This window comes from Shinella sp. JR1-6 (assembly GCF_004284735.1).
Taxonomy (GTDB): domain Bacteria; phylum Pseudomonadota; class Alphaproteobacteria; order Rhizobiales; family Rhizobiaceae; genus Shinella.
Window position 1 is genome coordinate 32,792 of the sequence record NZ_SHMI01000014.1, and the last position, 19,786, is coordinate 52,577.

Genomic DNA, 19,786 nt, shown 5'->3' on the forward strand with positions numbered 1-19,786 from the left:
GGATTTTCGCGATCTGTCGATCTACCGTAAATGGAATATAATTTCATTTATGTTGACGTCCGCTTCGCCTGTTGTCAATAATGCCTGCATCGATCTCCCCATACGCCGGTCGGCACGGGATGGCACACGGGTTAAAGGACGCGATTTGTGACACGATACATTCTGCGACGCCTGGTCGCGATGCCCTTCCTGGTTCTCGGCATCGTGACGCTCGCCTTCCTGCTCACGACCGTGACGAAGGGCGACCCGCTGACGGCGATCGTGTCGGACCGGCAGATGAACGATCCGGTGGCAGTGGCCGCCGCGAAGGCGCGCTGGGGGCTCGATCGCAGTCTGCCGGAACGCTACGTCATCTATGTCGGCAATCTTCTGTCCGGCGACATGGGCACCTCCTTCATCACGCGCCGGCCCGTCGCGCAGGACGTGTTCTTCCGCCTGCCGGCCACGATGGAGCTCGTTCTTGCCGCGATGGTCATCGGCTCGACGATCGGTATCACGCTGGGCGTTCTGGCGGCCTATTTCCGCAATACGGTCATCGACCATGCGGCGCGTTTCTTCGCCCTGTTCGGATCGTCCATTCCCGTCTTCTGGCTGGGACTGGCGCTGCTTTATGTCTTCTCGGTCAAATGGGGCGTCCTGCCCGGCCCCGGCCGGCTGGATCCGCGGGCAACCCCTCCGGCCTCCGTCACCGGCTTCATGACCATCGACACGCTGATCGCCGGGAACGTGAGGCTCTTTCTGGACGCGCTGTGGCATCTGATCCTGCCGGCCTTCGTGCTCGGCTGGGCCGTCGCAGGCACCATATCGCGGCTGGTGCGCGCCAACATGCTGGAGGTGCTGGACCGGGAATTCATCCTGACGGCGCGTGCGAAGGGGGCGGGGGAGCTTCGTGTCGTGGTGCGCCATGCGCTGCGCAACACGCTGGTGCCGACGCTGACCGTCATCGGCTACTCCTTCGCCTACCTGCTCACAGGAGCCGTCCTGACCGAGACGATCTTCTCCTGGCCGGGCATGGGGTCCTACGCGGTGGAGGCGGCACGCGGCCTCGATTTTCCCGCCATCATCGGGGTCACCATCGTCGGGGGCGTCGTCTTCCTGCTGACGAACCTCATCACCGACATCGCCTATGTCATCGCCAATCCGCGCGTGCGCCTGGGGTAAGAACATGATCGCTGCGACCCTCGTTTCTTTCCGCCGGCCGGCATGGCTGTCGATCCCGCTCGCCATCGGCATCGCGATCGTGGTCTTCTGGCTCGCCGTCACGCTGCTCGCGCCGCTTATGAGCCCTTATGCCCCGCTCGACATGGTCGGCCGGCGACTCCAGGCACCGAGCTGGAGCCATTGGTTGGGGACCGACGCGCTCGGGCGGGACGTCCTGAGCCGAACCCTCTACGGCGCACAGCACTCGATCCCGATCGCCATCGTCGTGGTCGCTCTCTCCGTCACGATCGGGGCCATGCTGGGCGCGATTTCCGGGTATGCCGGCGGCCTGCTCGGCTCGGCGATCATGCGGCTCGTCGACGTCACCCTCTCCTTCCCCCCGATGCTCCTCGCCATGGCCGTGGCGGCCTCGCTGGGCCCCGGCCTTGAAAATGCGACCGTCGCCATGGTGATCGTCTGGTGGCCTGTCTATGCCCGCCTGATGCGTGCGCAGGTTCTGGAGACCCGGGAGCGCGAGCATGTCGAGGCTGCGGTCGCGGCAGGTGCCGGCAAGGGCCGCATCCTCTTCAAGCACATCCTGCCGCTCTGTTGGACGCCGGTGCTGATCAGCGCGACGATGGATCTCGGCCAGGTGATCCTGCTTGCCGCCTCGCTCAGCTTCATCGGCCTCGGCGCCACGCCGCCAACGCCGGAATGGGGTTCGATGATCTCCGACGGTGCAGCGCAGTTTTATTCCTGGTGGGTCGCCCTCGGGCCGGGCCTTGCCATCCTGACCATCGTGCTCGGCTTCAACTTCATCGGTGACGGCCTGCACGACTACTTCGACCCGAAGTCGAAATGAGGCGCACCATGCAACAGGAACCGCTCTTTGCCGTTCGCGACCTTCGCGTCTCCTTCACCCGCCACGGGCAATCCTTTGAGGCCGTGCGCGGCATCAGCCTCGCGGTCGATCACGGCGAGGTGCTGGGCATCGTCGGTGAATCCGGCTCCGGCAAGTCGGTCGGCATGCTTTCCGCCCTCGGGCTGCAACCGAAGACCGCCTCCGTCAGCGGATCGGCACGGTTCAAGGGGCGCGAGCTGGTCGGCATGCCCATGGCGCAATTGCGTGCCCTGCGCGGCTCACGCATCGCCATGATCTTCCAGGATCCGCTGTCCTCGCTCAATCCCGTCATGACGGTCGGCGCGCAGATCGCCGAAACGATCCGGCTGCACAATGCCGGCGTCTCGAAGAAAGCGGCCATGGATCGCGCAGCCGAACTGCTCGCCCTCGTCGCCATTCCCCAGCCCGACCGGCGCATCCACCAGTACCCGCACGAATTTTCCGGCGGCATGCGCCAGCGCGTGATGATCGCCATGGCCGTGGCCAACGACCCCGATCTCCTGATCGCCGACGAGCCGACGACCGCCCTCGACGTGACCGTGCAGGCGCAGATCATGGACGTCCTCACGGACCTGCGGCGCAGGCTGAACCTGGGGCTCGTCCTGATCACCCACGATCTCGGCGTGCTCGCCGGGCATGCCGACAGGGTCGCTGTCGTCTATTCGGGCGAGGTCGTCGAACAGGCGAGCGTCGGTGCCCTCTTCGCGCGGCCGGCCCATCCCTATACGCGAGGTCTTATCGCCTCGATCCCCAACATGGCAGAGGAGAAAGAGCGGCTCTTCTCCATCGACGGCGCGCCGCCGCCCCTCGGCAAACTGCCTGGCGGGTGCGCCTTCCATCCCCGCTGTCCGCAGGCGCAGGATATCTGCAAGCATATGCCGCCGCCCGTCCGCACGGAGGGCGACCACCGGGCGGCCTGCCATTTCGCCACCCTTCTTGTCGGGAGCGCTGCATGACCGGGCCGGACCCCATCCTCTCCGTCAGGGACCTCTCGAAGCGCTTCTCCGTCACCGGCGGGCTGATCTTCGAGCGCGAGATTGCCCAGGTCAACGCTGTGACCGGCGTGTCCTTCGACGTCAAGCCCGGCGAAACGCTGGGGCTGGTCGGTGAATCCGGCTGCGGCAAGTCCACCCTCGGCCGCTGCATCCTGCGACTGATCGAGCCTACCGGCGGGCAGACCCTGTTCCGCGGCCGCGATATCAACGCGGTGAACCCCGCCGAGATGCGCGCGCTGCGCCGCAAGATCCAGCTGGTCTTCCAGGATCCCTACGCATCGCTGCATCCGCGCATGCGCGTTGCCGAAAACATTGCCGAGCCGCTGCGCATCAGCGACCTCTCGCAGGCCGGGCGCAAGGAACGGGTCGCCGAGATGCTCGACCTCGTCCGCCTCAACCCGGAACACGGCCAGCGCTATCCGCACGAATTGTCCGGCGGCCAGCGCCAGCGCGTGGTGATCGCCCGGGCACTGGCATTGAAACCGGAACTGCTCGTGCTCGACGAGCCGGTCTCCGCGCTCGACGTCTCCGTGCAGGCGGGCGTGCTCAACCTCCTCAAGGATATCCAGCGGGATTTCGGCACGGCCTATGTCTTCATTGCGCATGACCTGTCCGTCGTGCAGCACATCTCGCACCGGGTGGCTGTCATGTATCTCGGCAAGATTGTCGAGATCGCTGAAAAGCGCCGGCTCTACCGGGCGCCGATGCATCCCTATACCCAGGCACTGATGTCCGCCGTGCCGCTCGCCGACCCGGCGCTGGAACGCAGCCGCTCGCGCATCGTGCTGAAGGGTGACCTGCCGAGCCCGCTCAATCCGCCGTCCGGGTGTCGCTTCCGCACGCGCTGCCCCATCGCCCAGAAGGTCTGCGCGGAGGTGGAGCCGCCGCTGAACGAACGAGAGGAAGGCCATTCGGTCGCCTGCCACTTTCCGAATGCCATGGAGACCGGTTTGTCGGCTCGCGAGAAGAGCGGGCCTGGAGGAATGGAATGACGCAATTGAGATTGCCGCTCGAGGGTATCCGTGTGCTCGACCTGACACGCGTTCTTGCAGGACCATGGACAACCATGAGCCTCGGGGATCTCGGCGCCGAGGTCTGGAAGATCGAGAACATCAAGGGCGGCGACGACACGCGCGCCTGGTCCGTGCCGAACTTCAAGGGGGTCAGCACCTACTATCTGTGCGCCAACCGCGGCAAGCAGAGCATCGCGCTCGACCTGAAGACACCGGAAGGCCGGCAGATCGTGCTCGACCTTGCGGCCAGAGCCGATGTCGTGGTGGAGAATTTTCGCGCCGGCACCGTGGAGCGACTGGGTATCGGCTACGAGGATATCCGGAAGATCAATCCGGGCGTCGTCTACTGCGCGATTTCCGGATACGGCCAGACAGGCCCCGAGCGTGACCGGCCGGGCTACGATTTCATCATGCAGGCGGAAAGCGGCCTGATGTCGATCACGGGCGAGGAGGATGGCCCCCCAAACCGGCTCGGTGTCGCCTTCACCGATGTGGTGGCCGGCATGGTCGCCACCCAGTCGATCCTCGCCGCGCTCTACCAGCGCCGGGATACGGGCACCGGGCAGTATATCGACGTCGCGCTGCTCGATGCCACGCTCAACCTCTTGATCAACGTCGGGACCGGCTATCTCAACGCCGGCGTGGAGCCGGTGCGTTACGGCAACGCGCATCCGACGGTCGTGCCCTACCAGATCTTCGCGGCAAGCGACGGCACGTTCGCGCTTGCCGTCGGCAATGACCGCATGTTCGTCGATTTCTGTGAAAAGGTGATCGACCGGCCGGACCTTGCCCGCGATCCGCGGTTCGTGACTTCTCATCAGCGCGCCGTGCACAGGGACGAGCTGCTGCCGCTCCTCACAACGATCATCGCCGGGGAAACCTGCGAGCACTGGCTTGCCGCCTGCCTCGCGGCGAGCGTGCCGGCCGGACAGGTGAAGTCCGTGTCCGAAGCACTCCAGAGCCCGAGCGTGACGGAGCGGGGCGTCGTACAGCGCCTCGAGCATCCGGAACTCGGCACGGTCTCGCTGATCCGGCCCGCGCACGGACTTGCCGCACAGGCACATGCCGATGCCAAGGCGCCGCCGCTTCTCGGCGAGGATACGCGTAGCGTGCTGCGCGACGTGCTGGGTTTCGAGGAGGCGCAGATCGAAAGCCTGGTGCGCGCCGGCGTCGTCACCTGCCACGATATCAAGAGCGCGCCGTCGCCGCTGCCCGCCCAAAGCGCGATCGCATAGGCGCGCGGCCGCACGATACGAGCCTGCAACACCGGGAAACAAGATGACCGTCAACATCGATATCGACGGCGGAATCGCGATCGTCACGATCGCAAATCCGCCGGTCAACGCCATCAACGCGGCCGTGCGGGAACGGCTGCTGACCCTGGCCCAGGCGTTCGACAAGGATCCGGCGATCCGGGCCGTCATCCTCACAGGAACCGGCGCCCTCTTCGTCGCGGGAGCCGATATCACCGAATTCGACCGCCCTGTGGAGCCGCCGTTCCTTCCCGATGTCGTCGCCCGGATCGAGCGGGCGGCAAAGCCATGGGTTGCGGCGATCCGCGGTGCGGCGCTCGGCGGCGGCCTGGAACTGGCGCTCGGATGCCGCATGAGAGTTGCGACCGGAACCGCCCGCTTCGCCCTGCCGGAGGTCAATCTCGGCATCATTCCGGGTTCCGGCGGCACGCAGCGCCTGCCGCGGGTGATCGGCATTGCCGAGGCGATCCGGGTCGTTGCGGAGAACCATACATTGGACGCCGCAGAGGCTGTACGGCTCGGACTGGTCGATGCCATTGTCGAGGAACCGCTGCTGCCGGGCGCCATTGCCTTCGTGCGCGTGGCGCTCGAAAGGGCCCTGCCCCCGCCAACCCTCGATCGTCCCCTATCCGAACCGGCGCAGGAGATCTGGACGGAAGCGGAACAGAGGATCGCTTCGCGCGCGAAGGGTGCTTCGGCGCCCCTGCAGGCACTAGAGGTCCTCAAATGCGGGGTCGAGCAAGGTGCCGCGGCCGGGCTTGCGCGCGAGCGGGCGACCTTCCTCTCGCTGCGCGGAAGCGAAGAGGCCGCCGCCCTGCGCCATCTCTTCTTCGCCGAGCGCGCAGCGATGCGACCGGCGGATATCCGCGGGACAGCGCCGAGACCCGTCGACACCGCCGGCGTCGTCGGTGGCGGAACGATGGGCAGCGGGATCGCCGCCGCACTTCTCAATGCCGGTCTCTCCGTCGTGCTTGTCGAGCAGGACGCTGCCGGCGTTTCACGGGCACGCGAAACGCTCGCAAACCTTTTCGAGGCATCGCAGCGCCGGGGACAGACAACGGGCGAAGAGGTGGCCGAGCGGTTGGGCCGTCTCGAAACGAACATCGGCTATGGCGGCGTGGAGCGCTGCGACGTCGTGATCGAAGCCGTGTTCGAGGATATCGCCGTCAAGCGCACCGTCTTCGCGGAGCTGGGGCGTTTCTGCCGGCCGGATGCCATTCTTGCGACCAACACCTCCTACATCGACCCGCGGCTGATCGCGGAAGGCCTGCCGGAACCGGGGCGTTTCCTGGGCCTCCATTTCTTCAGTCCGGCGCATGTCATGAAACTCCTCGAAATCGTACCGACACCGGAAACGGCGCCGGGCGTGCTGGCGACGGTCTTCGAAATCGCCCGGCGCCTCGGCAAGATCCCCGTGCGCGCGGGCATCTGCGACGGCTTCATCGGCAACCGCATCCTCCGAAGGTTCCGGACGGAAGCGGAGGCGCTGGTTCGCGATGGCGTCGGCATCGCCGCCATCGACGCGGCGATGCGCGGCTTCGGCTTTGCCATGGGACCATTCGAAATGCAGGACATGGCGGGCCTCGATATTGCCTTTCTCCATCGCGAGGCGGCCCGCAAGCGGGGCGAACCCGTACCGGACATGCCGGGCGATCTGCTGGTGCGTGCGGGGCGCAAGGGCCAGAAGACCGGTGGCGGGTGGTACGACTACGCGCCCGGCGACCGCCGCCCGCAGCCCTCCGCCGAGGCCGAGCGGATTCTCGCACCACTCATGGGGCCGCGAACGGACATGGCCGGCGAGGTAATCGTTGCCAGACTGATGGCCGCGATGGCACAGGAGGGACAGGCGATCCTCGCAGAAGGCATCGCCGCAAGCGCCGCCGATATCGACCTCGTCGAAGTCCACGGCTATGGCTTTCCGCGAAGGCGCGGCGGGCCGATGTTCCAGATCGGCCGCGCCGATGCGAACCGCGTATGATACGAATGAGGATTTTACGATGACGACCTATCCTGACACATTGCTTTTCATCGACGGTGTTTGGCGGCCGGCCTCCGGCGGACGGACCATTCCGGTTCTCAACCCGGCGACGGCCCAGCCGATCGGCACCGTCGCCTGGGCGGATCGGGCGGATCTCGACGAGGCGCTGGCGGCCGTCGACCGCACCTTCCCGCAGTGGAGCGCGACATCGGCTTACGAGCGCGCGAGGTTGATGCGCCGCGCGGCCGACATCCTGCGTGAGCGCGCCGACGAGATTGCCGTCACGATGACGCTGGAGCAGGGCAAGCCGGTATCGCAGGCACGGATGGAGACGCTGGCCGGCGCCGATATCATCGAGTGGTTTGCCGGCGAGGCACAGCGCGCCTACGGACAGGTCATCCCCTCCCGCGCACCGGATGTGCTGCAGATCACCCTGAAGCGGCCCGTCGGGCCTGTCGCCGCCTTCACGCCGTGGAACTTCCCCATCAACCAGGTCGTTCGCAAGCTTTCCGCAGCGATTGCCGCCGGCTGCACGATCATCGTCAAGGCGCCCGAGGAAACTCCGGCATCGCCCGCGGCCCTCATCAAGGCCTTCGCGGACGCGGGTATCCCGGCCGGCGTCATCAATCTCGTCTATGGTGTTCCGGCCGAGATTTCGGAATACCTCATCCCGCATCCGGTCATCCGCAAGATCAGCTTCACGGGGTCCACGCCTGTCGGCAAGCAGCTCGCCGCGCTTGCCGGCGCACACATGAAGCGCGCCACGATGGAACTTGGCGGCCATGCGCCCGTCATCGTCGCCGAGGATGCGGACCTCGACCTTGCCGTGAACCTGATGGTCGGCAACAAGTTCCGCAATGCGGGGCAGGTCTGCGTTTCGCCCACGCGTTTCCTCGTCCAGGAGAAGATCGCCGATGCCTTCACCGAGCGCTTTACGGCCGGGGCGAAGGCGGTGCGGGTCGGCAACGGCCTTGATGCCGATATCGAGATGGGGCCACTGGCGAACGATCGGCGCATCCCGGCGCTGGAAAGCCTGATCGGCGACGCCGTCGAACACGGTGCGAAGCTGACGACCGGCGGCCGTCGCATCGGCAATGAAGGGTGGTTCTTCGAGCCGACGGTGCTGGCCGACGTGCCGGTAGCGGCGCGCATCATGAACGAAGAACCCTTCGGCCCCGTCGCTGTCGTCAACCGCTTCGGTGATCTCGGAGAGGCGATCAGCGAGGCGAACCGCCTGCCCTATGGCCTTGCCGCCTTTGCCTTCACGCGCAGCAGCGCCACCGCGACGCGCCTCGGTAACGAGGTGGAGGCCGGAATGGTCTCCATCAACCATCTCGGCCTCGCCCTGCCCGAAGTCCCCTTCGGCGGGATCAAGGATTCGGGCCATGGTACGGAGGGAGGCTCGGAAGCGCTGCAGGCCTATCTCGATACCCGGCTCGTGACCCGCAAGGGCTGACACGCCGGTCCTTTCGTGCAACCGATGGGAGGAGGATTCCACCTCCTCCCATCGGCAAAACGGATGGTTCGGATCAGCCGGGGTGTTCGCTGACATGCCGCCGCGGAGCGGGTCGCGAGGCTGCGTCTACTTCATGTCTCTTTCGCCGACTTGCCTCTCAAGCGCAGGGCCGTATCCTGACGTGCCTTTGCTTTGCGCCATCGGGCCCCGAACCGCTTCGAAGCGGTCTGCCTTCCGCCGGCCGGCTTCGAGCAACAGCGGGAGACGAGCATGCCAGAGATCGAGCTGAAGCTGGACGTCACATCGGAGGATTTCGAAGCTCTCCTCGCCTCAAGACTGCTCGGTGAGCCGGTCGGCTCCATCAAGCGGCACGAGACCTATTTCGACACCGCCGAGAACAGCCTCGAAAAGGCGGGGTTTTCGCTTCGCATACGCCGGACGGGGACATCACTCGTTCAGACCATCAGGGCAACCGGCCCCGCCGCCCCCCTGTTCATCCGGCCGGAATGGGAAATGTCCGTGGCCTCGCTGGAGCCGGCCCTCGACGAAGCAGCGCCCCTGGCCTCGAGGTTCGGAACGATCGTCCCTGCGCTCTGCCCCCTGTTTGAGGTTGATATCGTCCGCCAGACCTGGACCGCGACCGAGAATGGGTCCCATATCGATGTTTCTGCCGATCGCGGCGAGGTGATCGCGGGGGAACGGCGGCTCGCCGTTTGCGAACTGGACCTTGAGCTGAAAGGCGGCAAGCCGGCCGACCTGTTCCGGCTGGCACGGAAGATCGAAGCGACCATACCGGTTGCGATCGGTGTCCAATCCAAAACCGAACGCGGCTATCGCCTTCTCGATGCGGCCCCCGTTGCCATCAAGGCCGACCCCATTCACCTCGAAACAGGCCACACCGCAGGGCACGCCTTTCGCGTGATCGCCGGATCCTGCTTTCGCCAGTTCCGGCTCAACGAAACAATCCTGCGTCGCCGGCACAGCGCACAAGAGGCCCTTCATCAGGCGCGGGTCGCCTTGCGGCGACTGCGCACCGCGTTCTCGGTGTTCAGACCCCATCTCGGGGGCGAGGCGGAGCGACTGTCCGACGCGTTTCGCTGGCTCGCCCGCCTGCTGGGCGACGCCCGCGATCTCGATGTGCTGATGGCGAAGACGACATCGCACGCATCCGACGCAACACTCCGGCAGGCCCAAAATACCGCCCAAGAAGCCGCGCTCGCCGCGCTGTCGTCGCCCCAGGCCCGGGTTCTCATGATCGATTTCAACGAGTGGCTCCAGTCCGGGGATTACTTGCAGGCATCCGCACTCGACGAGCCGGTGGCCGATTTTGCCGCGCGTGCTCTCGATAAGCTGCGAAGGAAGCTGAAGAAGAATGGTCGGGACCTCGCCGGCTTGACCGATGACGAACGGCACCAGATCCGCAAGGACGCCAAGAGGTTGCGCTATGCCGCCGAGTTCTTCGGCTGCCCGTTCGACGACAAGCGCGGGCAGCGCCGCCTCGCACATTTCTCCGACGCAATGGAGCGCCTGCAGGATCAGCTCGGTGCCTTGAACGACCTTGTGACCGGCCCGCAGATCGCGGCAAGATATGGTCTTGCTGCACTGGAGGAAGGCGAACAGGCGTATCGGCCGCGTGACAAGGCGAAGCTGATCGGGCGTTCGCAGGCCGCGCTGGACGACTTGCTCGATGCAAAGAAATTCTGGCGCTGAACTGTTCGAGGCGATACGGCAGTGCCGGGAACCCTCAGCGCTTCCCGCAGCGGGCTCTGCCAACAGGGTAGATTCTCGTCGTGAACTTGATATCCCTCTTGCCGTGCGCAACATCCCGCGCTCGCCGTCGGACGCCGGGCTTGCCAGAAGGAGACGCCGTGAGCACTGCGAGCCCCCCGAGGACAAAAGCGTCTGCCGGAAAGCAGGCGGCCGGCCGCATGACGCGGGAGGCCTGGATCGAGGCGGGCATTGCAGCGCTTGTGGAAGAGGGCATTGCCAATGTGAAGATCCAGGTCATGGCGAAGACACTCGCCGTGTCGCGGTCCAGTTTCTACTGGTTCTTCGCCGATTTGCAGGAGCTGCACCGGGAGCTTCTCGAACACTGGCTGCGCAAGAACACCAGTCCGATCATCGAACGAGCGCTGCGCCCCGCGCTCACGGTCACGAAGGCCGTATGCCACATCTTCGAATGCTGGGTGGATCCCGGCCTCTTCAGCCCCCGCCTCGACGCCGCAGTCCGCTCCTGGGCACAGGTGGATGCGTCGGTACGCAACGTCGTCGATCAGGCGGACGACCAGCGCGTCGATGCTGTCGCACGCATGTTCCAGCGCTACAGCTACCCGGAGGACGAGGCCTTCATCCGCGCGCGCGTCCTCTATTTCACGCAGATCGGCCACTACACGCTCGGCATGCGCGATGACCGTGAAATGCGGCTGCGCCTTCTCAGGCCCTATCTCCTCAGTTTCACGGGCCGCACGGCTTCGGACGAGGAGGTCGAAGCCTTCGAAACCTTGATGCGGCGCGTTCAGCCGGATGGCTGAACAACGGACATGTTTGTACGCTTCGCGATTTACGGCCTTTAAGGCGACCCTCCGCACGAGGTTCGCCAAAGTGTGCATTCCATCGCAATCTTCTGGACATTAGTGTACAGAGAGAATACGCATAGGATCCGTCGAGCAGGGATGGCTCGGGGGCGGTCTTTCAACCATGGGGCAGCGCATGAAGCAGCACTCAGCCTTGTTGTCGCAGGGCCGCGCATGGGGCGGCGCGCGATGACACGACACTACTCCGCATTCTCGCTTCTCAAGGAAGGCCTCAAGGGGCAGAAGGGCTGGCAGCAGGCCTGGCGCTCGCCGCAGCCCAAGCCGCGCTACGACATCCTGATCATCGGCGGCGGCGGACATGGCCTTGCGACAGCCTATTATCTCGCCAGGACGCACAATATCCGCAATGTCGCGGTCATTGAAAAGGGCTGGCTGGGCGGTGGCAACACCGGGCGCAACACCACCGTCGTACGCTCGAACTACTTCTTTCCCGAAAGCACCGCGCTCTACGACCTTGCGCTCCGTCTCTACGAAACGCTCGGCCGGGACCTCAACTACAACATCATGCTCTCCCAGCGCGGCATCATCACGCTTGCCCATAGCGAAGCGGAGATGGAGATGGCGGCGCGGACGGTCAACGCCATGCAGATCAACGGCACCGATGCCGAACTCTTCGACGCGGGAGACGTGCGGCGCGTGCTGCCGCTCCTCAACGTCTCGCCCGCGGCGCGCTATCCGGTTTTCGGCGGCGTCTGGCAGGGCAGGGCCGGGACGGCGCGCCACGATGCGGTCGCCTGGGGTTACGCCCGCGCCGCCGACAGGCTGGGCGTGGATATCATCCAGTCCTGCGAGGTGGAGGGCTTCCTGATCGAGGGCGGGCACTGCCGCGGCGTCAGGACGAGCCGCGGCGAGATCCGCGCCGAACGCACGGGCATGGTCGTCGCCGGCCATTCCTCGCATCTTGCGGCCAAGGCCGGTTTCCGCCTGCCGATCACCTCCTATGCCTTGCAGGCCTGCGTTTCCGAGCCGATCAAGCCGGCGCTCGATACGGTCGTACTCTCTCCCGGAACCGGTACCTATGCCAGCCAGTCGGACAAGGGCGAGCTCGTCATCGGCGGCGCTCTCGACCGGATCCCGTCCTATGGGCAGCGCGGCAACCTGCCGGTGCTAGAAGACGTCGTCGCGGGCCTTCTGGAAATGTTCCCCTCGTTCCGCCAGCTCCGGCTGATGCGGCAATGGGCCGGCATCGTGGACGTGACCCCGGATTCATCGCCCATCCTCGGGGAGAGCCCGCTGCCCGGCCTCTTTCTCAACTGCGGCTGGGGAACGGGTGGCTTCAAGGCCATTCCGGCCGGCGGCACGCTGCTCGCCCATCTCCTGGCGACGGGCAAGCACCACGACGTCAGCCGCCCCTTCGATCTCGACCGCTTCGCACGCGGCCGCCTGATCGACGAGGCCGCCGGCTCCGGCATCGCGCACTAGGAGGCGACCCATGCAGCTCTTTCCCTGCCCCTTCTGCGGCCCGCGAAGCGAGAGCGAATTCCACTTCGGTGGCGATGCCGGCAATCACCGCCCCGAAGGGTTTCGCGCCGTGACGGACGGCGAATGGAGCAGCTATCTGCACGCGCGCAACAATCCGCGCGGACAGGCAAGCGAGATCTGGATGCACATGACCTGCGGCGAGGTCTTCCGCATGGAGCGGGACACCGTAAATCACCGCGTGGCACGGTCCTTCGCGCTTGGAGAGGGAGACGGCCATGACGGCATGGCGCACTGAGGGCGGCTCCGCCATCGACCGTTCGCGGCGGCTGCGCTTTTCCTTCGATGGGCGCGCGGTCGAGGGTTTTATTGGCGATACGGTGGCTTCGGCACTGCTGGCCGGCGGGGTCTCTGTGCTCGGTCGCAGCTTCAAGTATCACCGCCCTCGGGGCCTCTGGGGCGCCGGCGTCGAAGAGCCGAACGCCCTGGTCGACATCGCCGGCGGTATGCCGAACACGCGGGCAACGCAGGTGCACGCCGTGGATGGCATGGTGGTGCGCAGCGTGAATGCCGATCCGAGCGCGCAGAAGGATCGCCACGCCTTCCTCGATGCCTTCTCGCGCTTCATTCCAGCCGCCTTCTACTACAAGACCTTCATGTTCCCGGACTGGCACCTCTTCGAGCCGCGTATCCGGCAGATGGCGGGCCTCGGGGCGCTGGACGCGGCCGTACAAGGCCCCGCCTTCGCCGAGCAGGTGAACCACCATTGCGACATGCTGGTGGTCGGCGCTGGCCCGGCGGGTCTGCTTGCCGCCCGCAAGGCGCTGCATGCCGGCAAACGCGTCGTCCTGTGCGACGACAGCCGGGAGGTCGGCGGCAGCCTGCTTTTCCGCACCGCGACCATCGAGGACAAAGCCGGCCTCGAATGGGCGGCAGACGTGGCTAGGGAACTGGCCGAGGCCGGAGCTCTCGTGCTGACCGGAACGACGGCCTTCGGCATCTACGACCATCATCTGGTCGGCCTTCACCAGAAGGGGGAAGATGGCGCAACGGACCGTCTCTGGCGGGTCCGCGCCGGATCGATCGTGCTCGCCACCGGCGCCATCGAGCGGCCGCTTCCCTTCGGCAACAACGACCTGCCGGGCATCATGTCGGCGGAAGCCGCCCTTGTCTATCTTCGCCGTTTCGGCGTCGCCGCGGGGCGCAAGATCGTGGTCGCGACGAACAACGGCCTTGCCTACGAGACGGCGGAGGCCCTGGTCGCGGCCGGGGCGGAGGTGACCGTCGTCGATTATCGCGCCGATGCACCGTCACCCGCCGGCCTCCGCGTTCTGGCGGGGCGCACCGTGCTTTCCGCCAGCGGCCGCGGCGCCGTCCGTGCCGTCCGGCTTTCCGACGGCAGCATGCTGGAAGCGGATGCCGTGCTTGCCTCCGGCGGCTTCACGCCGACCGTGCACCTTTACTGCCAGGCGCAGGGCAAGCTCGACTGGCGCGACGACATCCTCGCCTTCGTCCCCGGCCGGCCGGTCGAGGGCGTTGCGGTTGTGGGGGCCGCCGCCGGTGACTTCGGCCTTCCCGCAGGCCTGACAGAGGGCGCCGACCGGACGCTTGGCATCGTCGCGGCCTGGCCGAAACCGGGCGCGAAGGAACGGGTCTGGATCGATCTTCAGAACGATGTCACCGCCAAGGACGTGGAACTCGCCGTGCGGGAAAACTTCGTCTCCGTCGAGCATCTGAAGCGCTACACGACGCTCGGCATGGCGACGGACCAGGGCAAGACCTCCAACGTCAATGGCCTGGCGCTGATGGCGGAGATCACCGGCCGCCGCATTCCCGAGGTCGGCACGACGACCTACCGCCCGCCCTTTGCGCCGGTCCCGCTCGCGTCCTTCGCGGGCGCCCGCTCCGGCACGCGCATGAACCCGCTCCGCCGCCTGCCGCTGGAAAGGCAGCACCGCGCCGAGGGTGCCGTCTTCCGTGACTATGGCGGCTGGCTGCGCCCCGCCTATTATGGCGGCGGCGCTGCGGAGGTGCGCATTCAGGCAGAAGCAAAGACCGCCCGCCAGGGTGTCGCGCTCTTCGACGGCTCGCCACTCGGCAAGATCGAGGTGATCGGCCCGGATGCCGCCACTTTCCTCGATTTCATCTACTACAACACCGTGTCGACGCTCCCGCCCGGCCGCTGCCGCTACGGCTTCATCCTCACGGAAGGCGGCAACATCTATGATGATGGCGTGCTGGTGCGGCTCGACGAGAACCGTTTCGTCGTTTCCTGCTCCTCCTCACACGTGGCCGGTGTACACGCCCTGCTGGAGGAGTGGCGTCAGGACCGCTTCGACAGGCGACGGGTATTCATCCACAACGCGACGGCCGAAATGGCGACGCTGACCGTCACCGGACCGCGTGCACGAGCGCTGATGGACACCATCGGCTTCGACGTTCCGCTTGATGATGCGGCCCTGCCGCACATGGCCGTGGCGGCCGGCGTATTCGAAGGCGTCGCCGTACGGATCGCCCGCGTCAGCTTCACCGGCGACCGTTCCTACGAGGTTTCCATGCCCGCCGACCATGCCGCGACACTCTGGACGCGGCTGCGGCGGGAAGGCGAGGCCTTCGGCGCCACCTTGCTCGGCCTCGAAGCCCTCATGATCCTGCGTGCCGAAAAGGGCTATATCGTCATCGGTAAGGACACCGACGGAACGAGCCGCCCGATGGATTTCGGTCTCACCGCGCCGCTGGAGCGCAAGAAGGTCGAGTTCATCGGTCGCCGGTCGCTCATCACAGAGGACGCTGCGCGCCTGGATCGACGGCAGTTCGTCGGCCTCGAAGCCATCGACGGCAAGGGCGTGCTGCCGAGCGGGGCGCACGGCATCGAACGGGAGGCGGGCAGCCTGCGCAGCACGGGCTATGTCACCTCCAGCTATTTCAGCCCGGCGCTGCAGACGCCGATCGCGCTGGGGCTGATCGAGCGCGGTCTTTCCCGTATGGGTGAGATCATCGAGCTGCAGCATCTCCGGGAGATCAGACGCGCCCGGATCATCTCCCCCTGCGCCTTCGACGCGGAAGGAAACCGCCTCCATGCTTGACGTGTCCGCGAAATGGCGCCCCGAACCGGACTGGACGCTTGCCCGTCTCGCCGGCCCCAACCTCACGATCGGGACTGTCGCCGGACTCACGCAGCGCCTCGTCAGCGGTGATGTCGAGCGGTTTCTCGCCCGTCATGATCTCGGCAAGGATATCGGCGCACTGGGGCTTGCTGTTGGCGAGCGCTATGTCGTGCGTGTTGCCCGTGATCGGTTGCTGGTCGTCGGGATCTCGTCTGGGGAGCTGGCAGACGGATGGCACGACGAGGGCTGGGCCGCAACGACCGTCAGCGCCGCCCTCCGCGTCATCGAAGCGAAAGGAGACGGTGTTCGCGACCTCCTCGCGCGGGGAACGGCCCTCGACCCGGACAATGCCGGGCCTTGCGCCGCCATGTCGTTTGCAGGGATGATGGCGACGATCTACCGGCACGCCGACACCGGGAGCCTGCGGATTCATATCGACAGGGGGCTTGCTTCCTATCTCTGGGAGTGGCTCGAATGTCAGCCTCTTCTGGGCGGGAACGGAGAGCCCGTCCCGAGTTGATGTTTTATTGTGAAAAGAACGACCCGCACTGGTGCGGGCGAAAAAGGGAGTTGAGACATTGAAGAGCCTTCTGATTATCGGCACGGCCCTCGGCCTGCTCATGAGCACCGCCGCACGGGCGGAAGACCTGACATTCGCCGTCGCCGGCCCGCTGACCGGGCCGCTCGCCACGATCGGTGACCAGTTCAAGCAGGGTGCGCAGGCCGCCGCCGACGCCATCAACGCCAAGGGCGGCGTGATGGGCCGCCAGATCAAGCTGCAGTTCGAGGACGACCAGTGCGATCCGAAGCAAGCCGTTTCGGTCGCAAACCGCATCGCCGCCAGCGGCATCCAGTTCGTCGATGGCCACGCCTGCTCCGGTTCCAGCATTCCGGCATCGGCCGTCTACGCCGAGAACGGTACGCTGATGATGAGCCCGGCCTCCTCGAACCCGGTCATGACGGACGATGCGGCCGCCAAGGGCTGGACCAACATCATGCGCCTCTACACCCGTGACGACGCCCAGGGCGCTTTCATCGGCCCGTGGATCGCAAAGCAATATGCCGGCAAGAACGTCGCAGTGCTGCACGACAAGACGGCCTATGGCCAGGGCGTTGCAGATGCCGTGCGCGCCACGATGAATGAAAACGGCCTCAAGGAGGTTCTTGCCGAAGGCATCAATGCCGGTGAGAAGGACTACAATGCGCTGGTGACCAAGCTGAAAGACGCCAAGGTCGATGTCGTCTATTTCGGCGGCTATCATCCGGAAGCGGGCCTCATCCTGCGCCAGGCCGCCGAGCAGGGCTACAAGTTCCAGCTGATCATGCCGGACTCGATTGCCTCCCCGGAATTCTGGCAGGTCGCAGGCCCGGCCGGCGAAGGCACGATGTTTGTCTTCCCGTCCGATCCGCAGGCCAAGCCCGAAGCGAAGGAAGCCGTCGAGAAGATCCAGGCCGGCGGCTTCAAGCCGGAAGGGTTCACCCTCTTCTCCTACGCCGTGATCCAGGCCTTTGCCCAGGGTATCGAACGTGCCGGCTCGGACGATCCGACCAAGGTCGCCGAAGCCCTGAAGAACGGCCAGCCGATCGACACCGTTGTCGGAACGGTCACCTTCGACGAGAAGGGCGATCTGAAGAACGCCAGCTACGACATCAACCGCTGGAGCAATGGCAACTACGCGCCGATCGCACAGTAAGGACACCACCGTCGGATGGCGCCGCCATCCTTCAGGAAAGCGACCTCCGCAACGAACAGGCCCGGTCACGCGCCGGGCCTGCTTGCTGAATGCATGGCCCCGGGAACCGGCACATCCCTTTACCGGGCCGGTCCAAGGGAGCGGAGATAGGCGATGACGTCATCGGCGTCGCCGGGCTTCAGTCCGGAAAACGCCATGCGTGTTTTCGGGATCATTTTCTTCGGTCCGGCCAGATAGGCGGACAGCGCCGCCTCGTCCCATCTGAGCCCCTTCTCGCCTTCCGCCTTCATTGCCTCGGAATACTTCCCATAGTCGCCAAGGGAAGCCGCCGGACGGTCGATGATACCGACCAGATGGGGACCGACCTTGTTCACCGGCTGTTCGGCGCTGTGGCAGGCGGTGCATTTCTTGAAGACCGCAGCGCCAGCCTCTGCCGAGCCTTCGGCGGCATTGGCAGCAATGGGGAGCAGCAGGGTGGTTAGAAGGATGACGTTTTTCATGCTTGATCCACGATGACGGCAAAAAGCGGCCGGCGGAAGCCGGCCAAAGGTGGCGCGGCCTCAGGAGCCGCACGCGATCACCGGCCGCCCGCAGGCGACCGGGGAGGATCGCGGTTTTGCTCAGATCGAGCCGGCGCCCATTTCCTTGGCGATGTAGTCCGCCTGGCGGATGGCGAGCGTGACGATCGTCAGGGTCGGGTTCTCCGCCGCTCCCGTGGTGAACTGGCTGCCGTCTGAGACGAAGAGGTTCTTGATGTCGTGCGTCTGGCCCCACTTGTTGACGACGCCGTCCTCAGCCTTCTCGCTCATGCGGTTGGTGCCGAGATTGTGCGTCGAGGGATAGGGCGGTGTCGGGAAGCTGCGCGTCGCGCCGACCGCAGCGTAGAGCGCTTCGCCCTGTTTGTAGGCGTGGTTGCGCATGGCCACATCGTTCGCATGGTCGGTGAACCAGACATCCGGGATCGGCATGCCGTACTTGTCCTTCAATTCGCCATGCAGCTTCACGGCGTTCTGTTCCTGCGGCATGTCCTCGCCGACGATCCACAGGCCCGCCATGTTGGCATAGCTGTCCATGGCCGAGGCAAAGGAACGGCCCCAGCCGCCGGGATCGAGGAACGCCGCCATGAACGGCACGCCGAGCGCCAGCGTCTCCAGTTCGTAGCCGCCGACGAAGCCGCGCGAGGGATCGTGTTTGGCCTCGTCGCGGATGATGCCGGCCATGGTGGTGCCGCGGTAGAAATGCACCGGCTTTTCGAACACGGCATAGACCGAGCCGGTCGTATGCCGCATGTAGTTCTTGCCGACCTGGCCGGAGGAGTTGGCGAGGCCATCAGGATATTTGCTCGATGCAGAATTGAGCAGAAGGCGCGGGCTTTCGATGGAATTGCCGGCGACGCAGACGATGCGGGCCTTCTGGCTCTGCAGCTTGCCATCCTTGTCGGCATAGACGACAGCCGTCACCTTGCCGCTGTCGTCATGCTCGATCTTGACGACATGGGAATTCGGCCGCACTTCAAGCTTGCCGGTCGCCTCCCCCTTCGGGATCTCGGTATAGAGCGTCGACCACTTGGCGCCCCATTTGCAGCCCTGGAAACAGAAGCCGGTCTGCTGACAGCTCATGCGGTCGTCGCGATCGGCCGAGTTGATCGCCATGTTGCCGGTGTGACATTCCTTGTAGCCGAGCTTGTCGGCACCGGCTTTCAGGATCTTGAAGTTGTTGTTGCCCGGCAGGCCTTCGATGCCGTTGGTGCGCGTCACGCCCATCTTGTCTTCGGCCTTGGCGTAGTAAGGCTCCAGCTCGGCCAGTGTCAGCGGCCAGTCGAGCAGGTTGGCGCCCTCGACCTTGCCGTAGTGCGTCAGGGTCTTGAACTCGTGCTCCTGGAAGCGCAGCGAGGCGCCGGCCCAGTGCGTCGTGGTGCCGCCGACGGCCTTGACGATCCAGGCCGGCAGGTTGGGAAAGTCTTTCGAGACACGCCAGCCACCGCCCGTCGTGCGATGGTCCAGCCAGGCGAGCTGGGCAAAGCTGTCCCATTCGTCGTTGATGAAGTCCTCGTGTTCGATACGCGCGCCGGCCTCGAGCACGACGACGTCGATGCCCTTCTGCGCGAGTTCGTTGCCCAGCGTACCGCCGCCGGCACCCGAACCGATGATGACGACCACGCTGTCGTCGTTGAGATCATAAGGAGCTGCCATGGTTTCCTCCCGAAACATGGGCGATCGGCGCCATGCGCCTTGCA

The 19,786-nt window shown here is 65.6% G+C and carries 16 protein-coding genes; 14 read left to right on the plus strand and 2 right to left on the minus strand.

Annotated features, from left to right (window positions below):
- Nucleotides 1–147: 147 nt before the first annotated feature.
- The 14 genes from EXZ48_RS21900 (at nucleotide 148) to EXZ48_RS21965 (ending at nucleotide 17,550) form a co-directional block, all read left to right on the plus strand.
- Nucleotides 148–1,161 carry an ABC transporter permease gene (locus EXZ48_RS21900; RefSeq protein ID WP_130518237.1) on the plus strand — a complete coding sequence of 338 codons (1,014 nt, stop codon included), beginning with the start codon at nucleotides 148–150 and terminating at the stop codon, nucleotides 1,159–1,161.
- A 4-nt stretch (nucleotides 1,162–1,165) separates the two neighbouring features.
- Entirely contained in the window at nucleotides 1,166–2,002 is an 837-nt protein-coding gene (locus EXZ48_RS21905; RefSeq protein ID WP_130518239.1) for an ABC transporter permease, read from the plus strand.
- Nucleotides 1,999–2,997 (plus strand): ABC transporter ATP-binding protein, encoded by a 999-nt coding sequence (locus EXZ48_RS21910; protein WP_130518241.1) that lies wholly within the window; start codon nucleotides 1,999–2,001, stop codon nucleotides 2,995–2,997. The genes EXZ48_RS21905 and EXZ48_RS21910 overlap by 4 nt, the downstream gene beginning before the upstream one ends.
- Entirely contained in the window at nucleotides 2,994–4,028 is a 1,035-nt protein-coding gene (locus EXZ48_RS21915) for an ABC transporter ATP-binding protein (protein WP_130518243.1), read from the plus strand. Before EXZ48_RS21910 ends, EXZ48_RS21915 begins: the two co-directional genes overlap by 4 nt.
- Nucleotides 4,025–5,284, plus strand: a complete 1,260-nt coding sequence (locus EXZ48_RS21920) for a CaiB/BaiF CoA-transferase family protein (protein ID WP_130518245.1) — start codon at nucleotides 4,025–4,027, stop codon at nucleotides 5,282–5,284. The genes EXZ48_RS21915 and EXZ48_RS21920 overlap by 4 nt, the downstream gene beginning before the upstream one ends.
- Nucleotides 5,285–5,327: 43 nt before the next feature.
- Nucleotides 5,328–7,280 (plus strand): 3-hydroxyacyl-CoA dehydrogenase NAD-binding domain-containing protein, encoded by a 1,953-nt coding sequence (locus EXZ48_RS21925; RefSeq protein WP_130518247.1) that lies wholly within the window; start codon nucleotides 5,328–5,330, stop codon nucleotides 7,278–7,280.
- Nucleotides 7,281–7,299: 19 nt separating this feature from the next.
- Nucleotides 7,300–8,736, plus strand: coding sequence for an NAD-dependent succinate-semialdehyde dehydrogenase (locus tag EXZ48_RS21930; protein WP_023516967.1), 1,437 nt, complete (start codon nucleotides 7,300–7,302; stop codon nucleotides 8,734–8,736).
- Nucleotides 8,737–9,006: 270 nt separating this feature from the next.
- The gene (locus tag EXZ48_RS21935; protein WP_130518250.1) at nucleotides 9,007–10,446 is read left to right on the plus strand and encodes a CYTH and CHAD domain-containing protein; all 1,440 of its coding nucleotides are present in this window, start codon (nucleotides 9,007–9,009) and stop codon (nucleotides 10,444–10,446) included.
- 158 nt (nucleotides 10,447–10,604) lie between these two features.
- Nucleotides 10,605–11,267: a TetR/AcrR family transcriptional regulator gene (locus EXZ48_RS21940; RefSeq protein WP_245290170.1), complete on the plus strand. Its 663-nt coding sequence runs from the start codon at nucleotides 10,605–10,607 to the stop codon at nucleotides 11,265–11,267.
- Between the two features lie 231 nt (nucleotides 11,268–11,498).
- On the plus strand, nucleotides 11,499–12,752 hold the full coding sequence (locus tag EXZ48_RS21945) for a sarcosine oxidase subunit beta family protein (RefSeq protein ID WP_130518252.1): 1,254 nt from the start codon (nucleotides 11,499–11,501) through the stop codon (nucleotides 12,750–12,752).
- A gap of 10 nt (nucleotides 12,753–12,762) precedes the next feature.
- Nucleotides 12,763–13,047 (plus strand): sarcosine oxidase subunit delta, encoded by a 285-nt coding sequence (locus EXZ48_RS21950; protein WP_023511998.1) that lies wholly within the window; start codon nucleotides 12,763–12,765, stop codon nucleotides 13,045–13,047.
- Nucleotides 13,028–15,835 carry a 2Fe-2S iron-sulfur cluster-binding protein gene (locus EXZ48_RS21955; protein ID WP_130518254.1) on the plus strand — a complete coding sequence of 936 codons (2,808 nt, stop codon included), beginning with the start codon at nucleotides 13,028–13,030 and terminating at the stop codon, nucleotides 15,833–15,835. The genes EXZ48_RS21950 and EXZ48_RS21955 overlap by 20 nt, the downstream gene beginning before the upstream one ends.
- Nucleotides 15,828–16,376, plus strand: coding sequence for a hypothetical protein (locus EXZ48_RS21960; protein ID WP_023512000.1), 549 nt, complete (start codon nucleotides 15,828–15,830; stop codon nucleotides 16,374–16,376). Before EXZ48_RS21955 ends, EXZ48_RS21960 begins: the two co-directional genes overlap by 8 nt.
- A gap of 100 nt (nucleotides 16,377–16,476) precedes the next feature.
- Nucleotides 16,477–17,550, plus strand: coding sequence for a branched-chain amino acid ABC transporter substrate-binding protein (locus EXZ48_RS21965; protein WP_371687674.1), 1,074 nt, complete (start codon nucleotides 16,477–16,479; stop codon nucleotides 17,548–17,550).
- A gap of 119 nt (nucleotides 17,551–17,669) precedes the next feature.
- On the opposite strand, the gene EXZ48_RS21970 is transcribed toward EXZ48_RS21965, so the two are convergent.
- Nucleotides 17,670–18,050, minus strand: a complete 381-nt coding sequence (locus tag EXZ48_RS21970; protein ID WP_130518258.1) for a cytochrome c family protein — start codon at nucleotides 18,048–18,050, stop codon at nucleotides 17,670–17,672.
- 120 nt (nucleotides 18,051–18,170) lie between these two features.
- Nucleotides 18,171–19,742 carry a GMC family oxidoreductase gene (locus EXZ48_RS21975; protein WP_023512003.1) on the minus strand — a complete coding sequence of 524 codons (1,572 nt, stop codon included), beginning with the start codon at nucleotides 19,740–19,742 and terminating at the stop codon, nucleotides 18,171–18,173.
- Between the last annotated feature and the right edge of the window lie 44 nt (nucleotides 19,743–19,786).